General features: G+C 51.5%; 14 protein-coding genes and 1 pseudogene. 6 read left to right on the top strand and 9 right to left on the bottom strand.

Annotation, left to right across the window (positions count from 1 at the left end):
- Positions 1 to 142: 142 nt before the first annotated feature.
- The 5 genes from P8H26_RS09040 (at position 143) to P8H26_RS09020 (ending at position 6,129) form a co-directional block, all read left to right on the top strand.
- Positions 143 to 2,020: an ABC transporter ATP-binding protein gene (locus P8H26_RS09040; protein WP_289632604.1), complete on the top strand. Its 1,878-nt coding sequence runs from the start codon at positions 143 to 145 to the stop codon at positions 2,018 to 2,020.
- Positions 2,021 to 2,625: 605 nt separating this feature from the next.
- A complete protein-coding gene (gene petA / locus P8H26_RS09035) occupies positions 2,626 to 3,189 on the top strand; it encodes a ubiquinol-cytochrome c reductase iron-sulfur subunit (RefSeq protein WP_289632603.1) in 564 nt (187 codons plus the stop codon).
- Between the two features lie 20 nt (positions 3,190 to 3,209).
- Entirely contained in the window at positions 3,210 to 4,487 is a 1,278-nt protein-coding gene (locus tag P8H26_RS09030; RefSeq protein WP_289632602.1) for a cytochrome b N-terminal domain-containing protein, read from the top strand.
- A 29-nt stretch (positions 4,488 to 4,516) separates the two neighbouring features.
- A complete protein-coding gene (locus P8H26_RS09025) occupies positions 4,517 to 5,377 on the top strand; it encodes a cytochrome c1 (protein ID WP_289632601.1) in 861 nt (286 codons plus the stop codon).
- Between the two features lie 206 nt (positions 5,378 to 5,583).
- Complete coding sequence (locus P8H26_RS09020) at positions 5,584 to 6,129, top strand: adenine phosphoribosyltransferase (protein ID WP_289632600.1); 546 nt, start codon at positions 5,584 to 5,586, stop codon at positions 6,127 to 6,129.
- 81 nt (positions 6,130 to 6,210) lie between these two features.
- Here the strand turns inward: P8H26_RS09020 and P8H26_RS09015 are convergent, their stop codons facing one another.
- The 5 genes and pseudogenes from P8H26_RS09015 to rplY all read right to left on the bottom strand — a co-directional run.
- Positions 6,211 to 6,702, bottom strand: coding sequence for a MaoC family dehydratase (locus P8H26_RS09015; RefSeq protein ID WP_289632695.1), 492 nt, complete (start codon positions 6,700 to 6,702; stop codon positions 6,211 to 6,213).
- Between the two features lie 2 nt (positions 6,703 to 6,704).
- Positions 6,705 to 7,172, bottom strand: coding sequence for a MaoC family dehydratase (locus P8H26_RS09010; protein WP_374708265.1), 468 nt, complete (start codon positions 7,170 to 7,172; stop codon positions 6,705 to 6,707).
- Between the two features lie 174 nt (positions 7,173 to 7,346).
- A complete protein-coding gene (gene ychF / locus P8H26_RS09005; protein ID WP_289632599.1) occupies positions 7,347 to 8,450 on the bottom strand; it encodes a redox-regulated ATPase YchF in 1,104 nt (367 codons plus the stop codon).
- Positions 8,451 to 8,646: 196 nt separating this feature from the next.
- The gene (gene pth / locus P8H26_RS09000; protein ID WP_289632598.1) at positions 8,647 to 9,390 is read right to left on the bottom strand and encodes an aminoacyl-tRNA hydrolase; all 744 of its coding nucleotides are present in this window, start codon (positions 9,388 to 9,390) and stop codon (positions 8,647 to 8,649) included.
- A 152-nt stretch (positions 9,391 to 9,542) separates the two neighbouring features.
- Positions 9,543 to 9,836, bottom strand: a pseudogene (rplY, locus tag P8H26_RS08995) (50S ribosomal protein L25); the annotation flags it as partial.
- A gap of 332 nt (positions 9,837 to 10,168) precedes the next feature.
- Between rplY and P8H26_RS08990 the strand changes: the two are divergent.
- On the top strand, positions 10,169 to 11,683 hold the full coding sequence (locus P8H26_RS08990; protein ID WP_289632597.1) for an ATP-binding protein: 1,515 nt from the start codon (positions 10,169 to 10,171) through the stop codon (positions 11,681 to 11,683).
- Here P8H26_RS08990 and P8H26_RS08985 read toward each other — a convergent pair whose 3' ends face one another.
- The 4 genes from P8H26_RS08985 to P8H26_RS08970 form a co-directional block, all read right to left on the bottom strand.
- Complete coding sequence (locus P8H26_RS08985; RefSeq protein ID WP_289632596.1) at positions 11,684 to 12,304, bottom strand: glutathione S-transferase family protein; 621 nt, start codon at positions 12,302 to 12,304, stop codon at positions 11,684 to 11,686.
- Between the two features lie 113 nt (positions 12,305 to 12,417).
- Positions 12,418 to 13,350 (bottom strand): ribose-phosphate pyrophosphokinase, encoded by a 933-nt coding sequence (locus P8H26_RS08980; RefSeq protein WP_289632595.1) that lies wholly within the window; start codon positions 13,348 to 13,350, stop codon positions 12,418 to 12,420.
- A gap of 401 nt (positions 13,351 to 13,751) precedes the next feature.
- Positions 13,752 to 14,315: a hypothetical protein gene (locus P8H26_RS08975; RefSeq protein WP_289632594.1), complete on the bottom strand. Its 564-nt coding sequence runs from the start codon at positions 14,313 to 14,315 to the stop codon at positions 13,752 to 13,754.
- A gap of 14 nt (positions 14,316 to 14,329) precedes the next feature.
- The gene (locus P8H26_RS08970) at positions 14,330 to 15,481 is read right to left on the bottom strand and encodes a Xaa-Pro peptidase family protein (protein ID WP_289632593.1); all 1,152 of its coding nucleotides are present in this window, start codon (positions 15,479 to 15,481) and stop codon (positions 14,330 to 14,332) included.
- Positions 15,482 to 15,548 lie beyond the last annotated feature (67 nt).

The following is a 15,548-nucleotide window of genomic DNA, read 5'->3' as shown; positions in this document are numbered from 1 at the left end:
CAATATAACGTCCGATGTAAATCGCGGACGGATAATTTTTTACTTTATATATTAATCTCATCAGCAACTTGCTTGCCGATTCTGTTTTGCATGCGCCTTCCTGCCTGTAATTATTGCGGGATGTTGCGGAAAGGCCTTCCCGATGAATATGATTTACCGCCTGTTTGAAAACTGGATTGATCCGTTACAGGATTTCGACGGTAAACGCCCGCCGCAAACAACGGTGCGTTTTCTCTGGCATTATATTTATCAGGCACGCTGGCCTTTGCTGCTGGCGCTGATTGTCGGCGGTATTCTGCCGCTGCTGGAAGCAGGTCTTTTTTATTTTACCGGACGCATTGTTGATATTCTTGATCAGAGTGCAATTGAACGCAGCTGGCATGGTCTTTATGTCAGTGCCGGTGTTGAATTGCTGGCGATGGGTTTCATCGTGCTGGTGGTGCGGGTGCTGATGACGGCGCTCAGCTCATTGCTGGATGATCAGACAATCACCCCCGGATTCTATAATATGATCCGCTGGCAGGCCAACTCCTATGTGTTGCGCCAGTCCTATGCTTTTTTCCAGAATGATTTTTCAGGCCGCATCGCCACTAAAGTCTGGCAGGCAGGGCAGGCGGCAGGCGATCTGATTACCAGTTTCATTCAGGTGGTCTGGTTTATGATCATCTATAGTATCACCACGCTCTTGCTGTTCGGGCAGCTCGACTGGCGTCTTGCCGTGCTGGTTGTGGTGTGGATGGCGCTGTTTGCATGGATTGCACGTCTCTATCTGCCGACTATGCGTAAACAGGCCGAGGCCAGTGCTGAGGCCGGATCGCTGATCAACGGTCGCATTGTCGACAGCTATACCAATATCCAGACGATCAAGCTGAATACGCCGGATATGGATCAGGCTTATTTACGTTCAGGCTTTGCCAGCTATATCAAGACTATGCTGCCTTTCATGCGCACGCTGACCGGTATGCGTGTTTCCATGACTGCGCTTTCCAGCCTGATGATTGTGCTGGTAGCAGCATTTTCGATTGATCTGTGGACCAAAGGGCAGGCCACAGTGGGTGAGGTGGCTTTTACGCTCGGTCTGGTGCTGCGTTTGAACATGCTGCTTGGCCGCCTGATGATGCAGATGAACGGCATGCTGCGTTCTTATGGAGTGATTGAAAATTCCATGCGGCTGATTTCCGCGCCGCTTGGCATGGAAGACAAGCGTGATGCCAAGCCGCTGCAAGTGACAGCCGGTGCGATTGAGGTTGATCACGTCACTTTCCGCTACGGATCTGAGAATGAAAACAAGGTGAAGGCCGGTGTGCTGAGTGATATCAGTCTTGCCATTCGCGGCGGAGAGCGTGTTGGGCTGATCGGTCATTCCGGTGCCGGAAAAACTACGCTGATTAATCTGATGCTGCGGCTCTACGATGTTGACGAAGGTGCGGTGCGCATTGACGGGCAGGATGTGCGCGACGTGACGCAAAGCTCGCTGCGTGCAGCTTTTGCTGTTGTCAGTCAGGAGACAGCGCTGCTGCATCGCTCTTTGCGCGATAATATTATGCTGGCTAAGGCCGATGCCTCTGAGGAGGAATTGCGCTTTGCGGCAAGTCAGGCCGAGGCTGAAGAGTTTATCGGGGCTTTGGAAGACTATAAAGGGCGCAAAGCCTATGATGCTTATGTTGGTGAGCGGGGTGTTAAACTTTCCGGCGGGCAGCGGCAGAGAATCAGTATTGCCCGTGCTGTTTTGAAAAATGCGCCGATTCTTATTCTTGATGAAGCGACTTCAGCGCTCGATTCAGAAGTCGAAGCCGCCATTCAGGACAATCTGACACGGCTGATGGCAGGTAAAACCGTGATTGCCATTGCGCACAGGCTTTCAACTATCGCGCAGCTGGATCGTCTGGTCGTGCTGGATCATGGCCGGATTGCTGAAAGCGGTACGCATAATGAGCTGATTGCTTTGGGTGGTATTTATGCCGGTTTATGGGCGCGGCAATCCGGCGGATTTCTCGGTGAGGCCGATATTGAGGGGTAAGTCATCGTGTATATTTACACTTTGGCGCAGTCATTATGCCGGTACGCATCTTTATGTTTTCATCGCAAAATTGTTGAGATGATATGTGCTTAAGGCCGGAAAACACTGTTTTATGAAGGTTTTTTAAAGATTTATGCAGGCGTAGATCAGGTGTTCTTTGGCTCCGCCTGAAATATAAGAACAGGCGCAGACATTTGGCGCCTGTTTCAATCTCTGTGAAAGGGGAATGCGGACTTCCTCTGTTTGTTAGCGCTCTTGCATGTTTTAAGGATGCTGGTGAAGCGGTGTTGCCGTGTGAATGTTTTGCCCGAAAACATGACCGGACAAATGGCTGTCAGGCTGTAGCAGAATGAAATTTCCAAGAGCTGCAGGCGCTTGTTTTGCCGGTTTCATTGCCTGCGACATGGTGCCGTAAGTGCTTCTGATGACTGGACAAGCTTTTTTATCCTGCCTAAACCTTGAACTAGGTGGGGGGAGTTACGTCCGGTTTGTATCTGCATTGCAGGTCTTACGGCTCTCGGCACAGAACGTCATAAAACAACAGGCGAATGTGCTCACGGACAACAGAGGACAGTTCAACATGCAAGTCAAAAAGGAAGTGGTACGTGAGCGCACACGACACAGCTGAGCCGACACGGCGTGATTTTCTGTACATAGCGACGGGAATGGCCGGCGTTGTTGGTGCTGCCGGCTTGGCATGGCCATTTATCGACCAGATGCGGCCGGATGCTTCGACCCTAGCGGCGGCATCCATTGAGGTGGACGTTTCGTCCCTCACAGAAGGTGCATCGCTGACAGTAAAATGGCGCGGTAAGCCGGTATTTATCCGTAACCGTACGGCTAAAGAAATTGAAGATGCCAAAAACACGCCAATGGCGGCGTTGAAGGATCCTCTGGCGCGTAATGCCAATCTGGCAGCAGACGCACCGGCTTCGGATCTGGAACGTACCGCGGGTGAAGGCAAAGAAAACTGGATCGTTATGATCGGCGTCTGCACCCATCTGGGTTGCGTACCGCTTGGTGAGTCCGGTGAATTCGGCGGATGGTTCTGCCCGTGCCACGGCTCGACTTATGATACGGCTGGCCGTATCCGCAGCGGTCCGGCACCGGAAAACATGCACATTCCGGAATTTGCATTCATTTCCGATACCGTCATTAAAGTCGGTTGAGTGGTCTGAGGAGAAATTTTATGAGCGGCGGACACTCTTCATATACGCCAAAGACCGGTATCGAAAAATGGGTCGACGCACGGCTGCCTTTGCCGCGCCTCGTCTATGATTCATTTATCGCTTATCCGGTTCCGCGTAACCTGAACTATATGTATACATTCGGCGGCATTCTGGCCTTCATGCTGATCGCTCAGCTGTTGACCGGTATTGTGCTGGCTATGCATTACGCAGCATCAACCCAGCTGGCATTCGGCTCGGTTGAAAAGATCATGCGCGATGTTAATTCCGGCTGGTTGCTGCGTTATATGCACTCCAATGGTGCATCCTTCTTCTTCATCGCGGTTTATCTGCATATTGCACGCGGCATGTATTACGGCTCCTACAAGGCGCCGCGCGAGTTGTTGTGGATCCTCGGCGTTGTGATCTTCCTTTTGATGATGGCAACCGCGTTTATGGGTTATGTACTGCCGTGGGGACAGATGTCCTTCTGGGGTGCGACTGTTATTACCGGTTTCTTCACAGCGTTCCCGATTATCGGCGAACCGATCCAGCAATTGCTGTTGGGTGGCTTCGCGGTTGATAATCCGACGCTGAACCGCTTCTTCTCGTTGCATTATCTGCTGCCATTCATGATTGCCGGTGTAGTTGTTCTGCACGTATGGGCACTGCATGTGACCGGCCAGACCAATCCGACCGGTATTGAAGTGAAGTCGAAGACAGATACGCTGCCGTTTACACCTTATGCGACGATTAAAGATGCATTCGGCTCGGTCGTGTTCTTTATCTTCTTTGCCTATTTCGTCTTCTATATGCCAAACTATCTCGGCCATCCGGATAACTATATTGAAGCAAACGCAATGGTTACGCCTGCGCACATTGTTCCTGAATGGTATTTCTTGCCTTTCTACGCGATGCTGCGTGCGATTACCTTCAATATCGGCCCGATCGACTCCAAGCTCGGCGGCGTTCTGGTGATGTTTGGTTCGATTGCAATTCTGTTTGTGCTGCCGTGGCTTGATACTTCGAAAGTGCGTTCAGCGGTCTATCGTCCTTGGTTCAAAATGTTCTTCTGGGTATTTGTGATCAATGCGATTTTCCTGGGCTGGCTTGGTTCACGTCCTGCCGAAGGCACCTATACTTTGATGGCGCAGATCGGCACGCTGTATTATTTCGCATTCTTTATCATTATTCTGCCGGTACTCGGTTTGGTTGAAAAGCCGAAGCGTATACCAAACTCCATCACTGAAGCGGTTCTCGGTTCGGATGATGAAGTTGCAAAAGCAGATGCCAAAGCCTGATTGCAGCACCAGATAGGAAGAGTACAGTTATGAAAATGTTCTTTACCGGTCTTGCTGCTTTCGGTCTGGCCACAGCGCTCACATTGGGCGCTGTTCAGGCCGAGACCGCAGCCAGTGAGGCAGAACCGGCACATTTCCCGATCAAGCATCCGACACAGGAAAAGTGGTCGTTTGCAGGACCTTTCGGTACCTATGACAAGGCGCAGCTTCAGCGTGGTCTGAAGATCTATAAAGAAGTTTGTTCTGCCTGCCATTCCATGAAACTGGTACCGTTTCGCACGCTGAGTGATCTTGGTTATAATGATGACCAGATCAAAGCTTTTGCTGCGGAATATGAAGTGCAGGATGGTCCGAATGCTGATGGTGAAATGTTCACCCGTGCAGCACGTCCGGGCGATTATTTCCCGTCACCTTTCGCAAATGCGGAAGCAGCGGCGGCAGCGAATAATAATGCAGTTCCGCCGGACTTCTCTCTGATCGCCAAGGCGCGTGGTGTGGAACGCGGTTTCCCGACTTTTGTGTTTGATATTTTCACACAATATGCGGAAGCCGGTCCTGACTATATTCACGCTTTGCTGACCAGCTATGATGAGACCGCTCCGGCAGGAATGCAAATTCCTGAAGGCACACATTATAACCCTGCCTTTATCGCTGGTAAGTCTTTGGCTATGGCCAAACCGCTCAGCGATGGTCAGGTAACTTATGATGACGGTTCACCGGAAACGGTTGAGCAGTATTCACGCGATATTTCTGCATTCCTGATGTGGGCTGCAGAACCGCATATGGAAGACCGTAAGAAAACCGGTTTCCGCGTTATTGTGTTCCTGCTTTTGCTGGGTGCACTGGTTTACGCAGCGAAGCGCCGTGTTTTTGCCGGAGTTAAACACTAATCGGCACTTCACACGGATTGCGTGATCATATAAATAAACAAAGGGCGCTTTAGGCGCCCTTTTTTATGTGAAATTTGAGAAGTTATTCTGTGTTGCTGTGCTATTGCCAGCGGACAGAACAATGTAACGCCGGACGGCTATTCTGTGCTTCAATAAAAAATTGAGCGGATAATCGCAGGCCAGATACTTGCAGATGAGGATTTGCTATGAATAACGAGACCCAAGAATTTCTGAAGGCTTCGTTGCGTACAATTCCGGACTATCCGCGTCCGGGTGTAATGTTTCGCGATGTGACCACACTGATGGGCAATCCTCAGGCATTTCGTCGTGCTATTGATGAGCTGGTTTTTCCTTTTGCCGGTGGCAAGGCGGATAAGATTGCGGGTGTGGAAGCACGCGGTTTCATTCTTGGCGGCGCAATGGCGCATCAGCTGTCGGCGGGTTTTGTGCCGATTCGCAAAAAGGGCAAGCTGCCTTATGAGACTGTGCGGATTGCCTATAGTCTGGAATACGGCCTTGATGAGATGGAGATGCACAGTGATGCAATTCATCCTGGTGAGCGCGTCATCCTTGTTGATGATTTGATTGCGACCGGCGGCACGGCTGTTGCGGCTGTAAACCTGCTGCGCCAGATGAAGGCTGAAATTGTTGCTGCCTGTTTCATTATCGACCTGCCTGATCTGGGTGGACGTAAAAAGCTGGAAGAAATGGGCGTGCAGGTTCGCACGCTGCTGGAATTTGAAGGCGACTAAACTCACCTCTTGCCAGTTCAGCGGGATTTATAAAAAGCCTGCCTGAGTGATCAGGCAGGCTTTTTAGTTTTTGCAGCATATTTATTTTTGCGGCAGCATAACCAGAGCGGCGCCATCAAACTCCATCACACGTTCGCCATGCTGATTGCTGGCTGTTGAGTGGTGACTGAGCATTGACCAGCCCGGTTTGGAAGCCAGCGGGCGTATGCCGGTAATCTGTGCCGTATAGGCAATCACGTCACCTGCATAGACCGGATGTTCCCAGCGCAGATTTTCAAAACCGGGAGAGGGGCCAAAGACCGGCGGTGTTTCTCCGCGCTCCATACAGGCTTTGATGATCCCGCCCATAGACTGCACGTTCAGTCTCATCCAGACAGCGGTCGTGTGCCAGCCAGAGGCGCACAGACCACCGAACAGGCTGGACTTGGCGGCAACCGGATCAAGGTGAAAAGGTTGCGGATCGTATTTTTCGGCAAAGCGGATGATCTTGGCCTCTGTAAACTCGTAGGAGCCAATCGTGACGGTTTTGCCGATATTCTCTTCAAGGATCGATGGTTTGCTGGTCTTTTCCATCATCATGCCTCCTGAGCATCCACGCGCATGAAAATTGAGCCCTGTGCTTCGCAAACCAAAACACCACTTTGATTGATGATCTTGTGATTCATGCGGATGATGCCAAGGGTCGGATGAGAACGGGAGACACGCTTCTCTAAAATGGTTGTGGTCGCGGAAATCGTATCTCCGGCCAAAATGGGCTTCAGCCATTTGACATATTCAAGACCGGGAGAGCCCTGACTGTCGGAGTTGCGAATGAATGTGTCTGCCATCATACGCATCAGCATAGCGCAAGTGTGCCAGCCAGAGGCCGCGAGACCACCGAGAACAGTGGCTTTGCCTGCTTCTTCACTGAGGTGAAACGGCTGTGGATCAAACTCGCTGGCAAAAGCGATGACTTCTTCAGCTGTCATATTTTTAGAGCCAAGCGACATGCTGTCACCGACGATAAAATCATTATAGCTGAAATGCTGACGGGATTGGTTCAACGGCGGTCTCCTCCGTTTCGGTGACAAGCTGCCATACACTAAAATAGGCGGCTGCTTTATTTCGGTGCTGTATCCTATGATCTTTTACGTAAACGTCAAATAGTGTTTTGTTAAATTGCACAGATACAAAAAAGCCCTGCAGAGCAGGGCTTTTAATTCGGCGATATATAAAAATCAGGTGTTGAATTTGAACAGCATTACATCGCCGTCTTGCACCACATATTCTTTACCTTCATCGCGGGCTTTGCCTGCTTCTTTCGCCGCAACTTCACCTTTGTAGGTAATGTAGTCGTTGAAAGCGATGGTCTGTGCGCGAATGAAGCCGCGTTCAAAATCCGTGTGGATCACACCGGCAGCCTGCGGAGCTTTCGCGCCGCGATGCACAGTCCATGCACGGGTTTCTTTTGGTCCGGCGGTGAAATAAGTGATCAGGTCGAGCAGGCTGTAGCCAGCGCGGATCAGACGATCCAGACCCGGCTCTTCAAGACCCATTTCGCCGAGGAAGAGCTGCGCATCTTCATCAGGCAGCTGCGAAACTTCTGCTTCAATCGCCGCAGAAATAATCACGGACTGCGCACCCTGTTCCTGTGCCATTTTCGCGACAGCTTCCGTGTGCTCATTGCCTTTGGCCGCATCGCTTTCAGCGACATTGCAGACATAGAGAACAGGCTTGGAGGTCAAAAGGTTCAGGCCTTTGAGGATCAGCAGATCATCCGGCGCAATGCCTTTCAGCAGCATGCGGACAGGTTCACCATTCTGAAGCAGCTTCAGGGATTCTTCCATCATTGGCAGAACGGTTGTCGCTTCCTTGTCTTTGCCTGTCGCGCGTTTGCGGATCTGCACAATACGGCGCTCAAGGCTTTCAAGGTCAGAAAGCATCAGTTCTGTTTCAACAGTCTGTGCATCAGATACCGGATCAATACGGCCTTCGACATGGGTGATGTCGTCATCTTCGAAGCAGCGCAGAACATGCACAATCGCATCGACTTCGCGGATATTAGCGAGGAACTGGTTGCCCAGACCTTCACCCTTGGAAGCGCCACGTACCAGACCGGCAATATCAACAAAGTTGATACGGGTCGGGATCAGCTCTTTGGAACCGGCAATATCTGCGATCTGGCGCATACGGCTGTCCGGCACGGCGACTTCACCGGTGTTCGGCTCGATGGTGCAGAAAGGGTAGTTTGCAGCCTGTGCAGCCGCTGTTTTGGTCAGTGCGTTGAAGAGAGTGGACTTGCCGACATTTGGCAGACCTACGATACCGCATTTAAAACCCATAATAGAACCTTATCCGGTCTGGAGCTTATCCTGAAAATCTGCCGCCAGAGAATATGGCCTTGCACTCAGAGTTAAGCATGAAACGTAATGAATATTGCCATTGCCTATGCGCTATGGGGCAAGCACAGGTCAAGAGGAACGGGACATATTGCGTATAAAAGCCGCTGAAAATTGCAGCTTACGGCGCGTTTTGTGTTTAGTCACCCTTTTTGCCAAAGAGTTTGGCCAGCATGTCGGCCATAGGACCGGTCGTCGGGACTTTGGGTGCAATTGCATTCGTCTGACGTGCCTGCCGGATATGGCTTTGGGCTTTTGGTACAGCTTTTACTGGTGCTTCCGTTTTGGTTTCAGTCTGCTTGCCACCCATTGCCAGCGTGATTTTATTCATGAAGCCATTATCGTCTTTTTTGACGAGATAGGACAGATTGTCAGAAATAGCAGCAAACAGCAGATCCAGCCATTCGCTGTCGACTTTGGCAAAATCCCCCAGTACATAATTATGTACCAGTTCTTTTGCACCCGGATGGCCGATGCCGAGGCGCAGACGACGATAGTCTTTTGAATTCAGCAGGCCGTGCATATGCGAGTCGATGGATTTGATGCCATTGTGACCATTGGCACTGCCACCGGCTTTGATCCGCAGTTTTGCAGGCGGTAAATCAAGTTCGTCATAAACGACAACGAGATCGCTGATCGCCAGTTTGTAGAAGCGCATGGCTTCGCCCACGGACTGGCCGGACAGGTTCATAAAAGTCTGCGGTTTCAACAGCAGCACTTTTTCACCGTCGATCATGCCTTCGGAAATCAATGCCTGAAACTTCTTTGTCCACGGGGAAAAACGATGACGGGCATGAATTTCATCCACGGTCATAAAACCGATATTATGACGGTTTCGCGCATATTGCGCACCGGGATTGCCGAGGCCGGCTATGAGCAGCATGGTCGTCTCCGAGAATAAATACTATTCCGCTTTTAACAGGCAATATCTGTATCACAAACAAAAACATCTCCGGTTTTCACCGGAGATGTTTGACAAGTCATAAGCCAAAAGGCTTGAAAACTTATGCTACGCGGATGAAATCCACGATATTATGCAACGCGGATGAAATCCACGTGGATCGGCGTGTCTTTAACGCGATCCATCTGGTAGTCTTTAGGCTGAACTTTGATGGTCTGGCCGTCAACTTCAATGTTGAAAACGGTAGACTTGAAGCCGCCGCCATAGATCAGGTAATAGACTGTTTTATAGTCTACTGCGACTGAAATAGCAGGCTGTTTGTCACCATAGATGACTGCTGGAATCTGACCGTTGTCGCGAAGTGCACGGGAGGACCCCTTACCAGCCCGTTCGCGTTTTACGGCCTTGAGTACTTTAACTTCACTCATGGCTTTTCCTTTCGAGTGTATTTGGAGTGTTCCGCAATATCAGATGAAATTCCGGAACATGATATGTCCGTGAAATACGCAGTCAAAACAGCGATGATACAGACACATCATTCCGCGTTGCCTCCAAGGGTGTCTACGCGGATGCGCTCTCATAAGCGATTAATGCCGCTGATGCAAGTTTTTGTGTTCAGGGGTGGTTGTATAATACAAGCCGTAGCTTTCCCGCACTTGGTGATATAGTCCATACCTGTTAAACAGAACCACATTCCGAATCTTATTTTATGCGCCCCTAATCAAACGGGCGTTTTTTCACGTTTATTTCAGGAGGCAATATGAAGGTCGGCATCGACATGGGAGCCACGACAAACGGCACCGCTGCTATGCTCGACCTTGAAGAGCTTCTGGCAACACGTCTGCTTGTGCAGGGCAATTCCGGTTCCGGAAAATCCTATCTGTTGCGCCGCCTGCTGGAGCAGAGCGCACCTTGGGTGCAGCAATGTATCATCGATCCTGAAGGTGATTTCGTTACGCTTGCCGATGTTTACGGCCATGTGGTGGTTGATGCTGCGCGTACAGAGGCCGAACTGACCCGTATTGCCCAGCGTATCCGTCAGCACCGCGTGTCTGTGGTGGTTAATCTCGAAGGTCTGGATATCGACCAGCAGATGAAAGCCGCAGCGGCTTTCCTCAATGGTATGTTCGATGCTGATCGTGATTACTGGTATCCGATGCTGGTGGTTGTCGATGAAGCACAGCTTTTTGCACCTTCAGTCGGTGGTGAAGTTTCTGATGAAGCGCGTAAAATCTCGCTCAGCGCCATGACCAACCTGATGTGCCGTGGCCGTAAGCGCGGACTGGCCGGTGTGATTGCCACGCAGCGTCTGGCAAAGCTTGCCAAAAATGTCGCGGCTGAGGCTTCCAACTTCCTGATGGGGCGCACATTTCTTGATATTGATATGGCGCGTGCCGCTGATCTGCTTGGTATGGATCGTCGTCAGGCCGAGCAATTCCGTGATTTGCAGCGCGGCCATTTTGTTGCTCTGGGGCCGGCATTGTCGCGCCGCCCTTTGTCTGTGAAAATCGGCAAGGTGGAAACCTCTGCCCGTTCATCCAGCCCGAAACTAATGCCATTGCCGGATTCACCTGTTGATGCAGCCGATCTGATTTTTACGCCGAGTGCGCAAGAAGCAAAGATGATTGTGCGTCGCCCACCACCACCGCCACCGCCGCCACGCCCGATTGCTGAAATTCTGGAACAGGTGGTGAGAGCTAAGCCGGAAGCGGAAGTGCCGGATGAGCCATTGTTTCCGGGGCTGGTGGAAGCCGAGCGTGAAGAAATGCTGGATAAGGTGATGACCGAGATCATTGAAGATCCGGAGGCGGCTTATCGCACAGTTGCTGTGCTGTATCAGGATTTTCTGGTGCGTTGCCGTATTCACCGTGTGCCGGGTGAGCCATTGGCTCTGCCTGCCTTCCGTCGCCGTCTTGCTGTGGCGCAGGCCAGCGGCGGAGATGAGCTGATTGACGATGAAAAATGGCAGACTGCCTTGCAGCTGTCAGAGAGCCTGACGGATGATGTGCAGGGCGTATTCCTGATCGTGGCACAGGCCGCGGTTAAAGGCGCGCCGTGCCCGTCTGATGCCACGCTGGCGCGCGCCTATGGCAGTCACTCGACCAGCCGCGCCCGTCGCTTGCTGACCTATTTCGAAGAGCGCGGTCTGCTGGTTGTGCGCAATGACTTTAAAGGCATGCGCGTTGTTGCCTTCCCTGATATGGGCTGCGAAACCGCCGCCGGTGATCCGAACGGGCCGGATGAAAGTGCAGACAGTGCCGAGGCCGCGGAATAATCAGGCTTTCATTTTCGCCATGTCTGCATCATCGAGCGCTGTTGCGCGTTGCAAAGCCGGACGCTCCGTCAGTCTCTGGCTGTAAGCGATAAAGCTCGGGCGTTTTTCTATCGTATTGAAACCCAGTCCGAAATTGACTTGCGCGCCGACATACACATCGGCTGCGGTAAAACGGTCACCGGCGATATAGGGCGTTGCTGACAATGTCTGATCCAGCACATCCATAACAGTTTCATAGGAGCCATAGCCGATAAACCGGCCTTGCTCTTCTGTCGGATTAAACCCGCTGGCATGATTGCTGACTGCGGCTTCGACAGGGCCTGCACCGAAAAACAACCAACGGTAATATTTTGCCCGCTCATCGGCAGTTGGTGCGAGTTTTGCCTCCGGAAAAACATCAGCGAGATAGGCGCAGATGGCGGCCGTTTCAGTGATGATATGACCATTATGCTGAAGTGCCGGAACTTTGCCCATCGGATTGACCGACGTGTAATCCGCGCCTTTCATAGCCTGACCAAAGGGGATGATCTGCGTTGTGTAGGCAACGCCGGTTTCTTCCAGCATCCAGCGGGCAATGCGTCCGCGCGACATCGGATTTGTATAGAGGATAAGGTCGGCCATGCTGAACTCCTTTTCCGGTGTTAGGGGAAAAGAATGCACTGTCTTTGTGAAGAAGAAAACAAAAAAGCCGGATCGAAATCCGGCTTTTTCAATTCAGTCTGATGCTCGGCTTATTAGTCGAACAGGCTGGATACGGATTCTTCCGAGGCGGTGCGGGCAATTGCTTCACCGATCAGGCTGGAGATCGACAGAACACGGATATTGTGCGCCTGATCGATAGCAGCCGTTGGCTGGATGGAATCTGTGATAACCAGTTCTTTCAGCTTGGAGCTGGTAATGCGGGCAATCGCACCGCCGGAGAGAACGCCGTGGGTGATATAAGCAGTGACGCTGGTTGCGCCTTTTGCCAGCAAGGCTTCAGCCGCGTTGCAGAGTGTGCCGCCGGAATCAACGATATCATCGAACAGCAGGCAATCTTTGCCGGTAACATCACCGATCACGTTCATAACTTCCGATTCACCCGGACGGTCGCGGCGCTTGTCAACGATCGCCAGCTGCGCATCAATGCGTTTGGCCAGTGAGCGGGCGCGTACCACACCGCCAACGTCTGGCGAGACAACCATGCAGTTAGCGGTTGCGTAATTGGCTTTAACGTCACGGGCGATAACCGGAACCGCATAGAGATTGTCAGTCGGGATATCGAAGAAGCCCTGAATTTGACCAGCATGAAGGTCAAGGGTCAGAACGCGGTTTGCACCGGCTTCAGTAATGAGATTGGCAACCAGCTTGGCGGAGATCGGTGTGCGCGGGCCAGGTTTGCGATCCTGGCGGGCATAGCCGTAATAAGGGATCACTGCTGTGATGCGGCGCGCTGAAGAGCGGCGGAATGCATCAATCATGATCAGCAGTTCCATCAGGTGATCATTGGTCGGATATGAGGTGGACTGCAGAACGAAAACGTCCTCACCACGTACATTTTCCTGAATTTCTACGAAAATTTCCTGATCGGCAAAACGCTTCACTACGGCTTTGCCGAGCGGAATATTCAGATGTTTTGCGACGGATTCTGCTAGGACACGATTGGAGTTGCCCGCGAAAAGTTTCATGCTTTTTTGCCTCTGGCGCTGGTTTGCCTAGCGCATGGCCCTTTAATGCAAATTGCACCGGTCATGCGCGGATTCCCTGTATCCGGGTTTGTTATTGAGATTTCCGGTTCCTGAGATCCGTCAATCTCACATCATTTTAATTTCAGCAGCTACGCATATTTTAAATTTACGATGCTGGCTGATTGAGCGGCCTTTTACAAAGCTTGGCCAGTATTGCAAGGGTACAAAAGCCGCAGGGCGGTATTAATGCCCCGATATTTCTTAAAACCTGCACTTTCCTGCTCTCTATAGGCCAAAAAGACACGCCTGTGTGAATTTTTTAACATCAGGCTTAACGAGGTCAGGTGAGATCAGCCGGGCTGAGTCTCAGAGCTCATATCTATGTTCTGGTGCTTTAAAGACTATTGCGCATTGGCTGAAACCCAGCGGAAATATTCCGCCATTGTGTCATCTGCAATCTTGTTCATGATTGGTGCGGTTATGGATGCCCAGCCGCTTTTGCCTGCTGCCTTTTGCTGCCCTTGCAGGCGATGCACACGGTTGCCCTGTTTATCCATAACATCCCAGACATAAAGCACAGTCGTCTGATTGCTTTCCACGATGTTGGAGAAATAGCCTTTGAGGGTGTAGTCCGCCACAGTGTCAGCGCTTTTTACCAGCGGGATCGATTGCGTTTGGATGATTGTATCAAAGCGAAAGGAAAGCGGGGTCACAACTTCCAGCGGGGCGCCGATAATGGGAGCAATGTAAAGCTGGTACTTACGTACCTTATCCATGTTGACGGGTGCTTCTTTGGCCTGCGATGCGGGCTGGCCAAAATCTGCCGTCAGCGGTGCCAGTGCAGCACTGTTTCCGCCGGAGGATTGCGACGTGCAACCGGCGAGGATTATGGCGAGAATCAAAACCGATCCTTTTAAGACCGGTTTGTAACGGCCATGAACAGCGGCTGATAATTTGACCGACATTGGTGTGTCCCGTTTTATACGATAATCAGATCAAGACTGCTTTTTGACAGGCACTCTGCGGGGCCGTTTGTGGTCAGATAGGTTTGCCCTAAAGTCATTGCGGTATTGGTTTCAGAATCCATGATAATCATATGGGCAAAAAGGGTCATATCCGGTTCGATGCGCTCGGCATTGCCTGCATAGAACATCTGCGGATCCATCCATGAGGGTGTAAAGCGTGCACCGACAGAATAACCGCAGGCATTGAGACGATGCCGTGTCAGGGAATGGGCTTCCAGCACTTTGGCATGGGCTTCAAAAACATCGCCGAAGGTGGATGCCGGTGTCATCGCGGCTTCAACGGCCATCAATGCCTCATTGGCTGCCAGATACAGCTCTTCATGGCGTTTGGTGGCCTTGCCTGTCAGCACTGTGCGCATCATCGGCGCGTGGTAGTGACGATAGACGCCCGACCATTCCAGCGTTAACTGGTCGTTTTTATGCATCTGCCTGCGACCGGATTTATAACGGCAGAGCAGGGCATCAGGGCCGGAGCCGATAATAAATTCATTGGCCGGAAAATCGCCGTCGCCGAGAAAATTGGCTTCCATCATCGCAGCGAGAATATTCGCCTCATTGGCATTGCTGCGTACCTGCTCCAGCGCTGCATCATAAATGGCATCACTCAAAGCGGCCGCTTTACGGGCATATTCCACTTCGGCAGGGCTTTTCAGCAAACGCAGGCGGTCAACCATGCCTGAGGCATCAATCACTTTGGCAAAGCTGTTGAGCTGTTCGTCGAGTTTACGACCATTGGCGGCAGTCAGACCATGAGTCTGATATTCAACACCGATGCGTGCACCAAGCAAATCCATGTCATTGAGCAGATTGCGCAAATCAACTGCAGGATTGGCATTTTCGCGGTCTGTCCATTGCACGATATGTTCAATAGTGGAGGTGTGGCGTGCCTGACGCAAGTCCGCTGAACGCGTCATCAGCACCATGCTGCCGTCTTTTTTGACCACGAGACACTGGAAAAAGCAGAAGCCGAAAGTGTCATAGCCAGTCAGCCAATACATGCTCTCCTGCGAGAACAGCAGCATTGCATCCAGTTTGTTTTCAGCCATGCAGAGCATAAGCCGGTCGCGACGAGCCGCAAATTCCTCGGGTGCAAAATGAAGCGCCATGATCGTCTCCGCATTGAACAAACGACCACACCGGTTGCCATTCTGTGGGCAGCCGGCAGGATCATGC

The organism is Pseudochrobactrum sp. sp1633, from assembly GCF_030376605.1.
Classification (GTDB): domain Bacteria; phylum Pseudomonadota; class Alphaproteobacteria; order Rhizobiales; family Rhizobiaceae; genus Pseudochrobactrum.
Note: the sequence above shows the minus strand (reverse complement) of the source record. Positions and strands in the feature narration are given on the sequence as shown.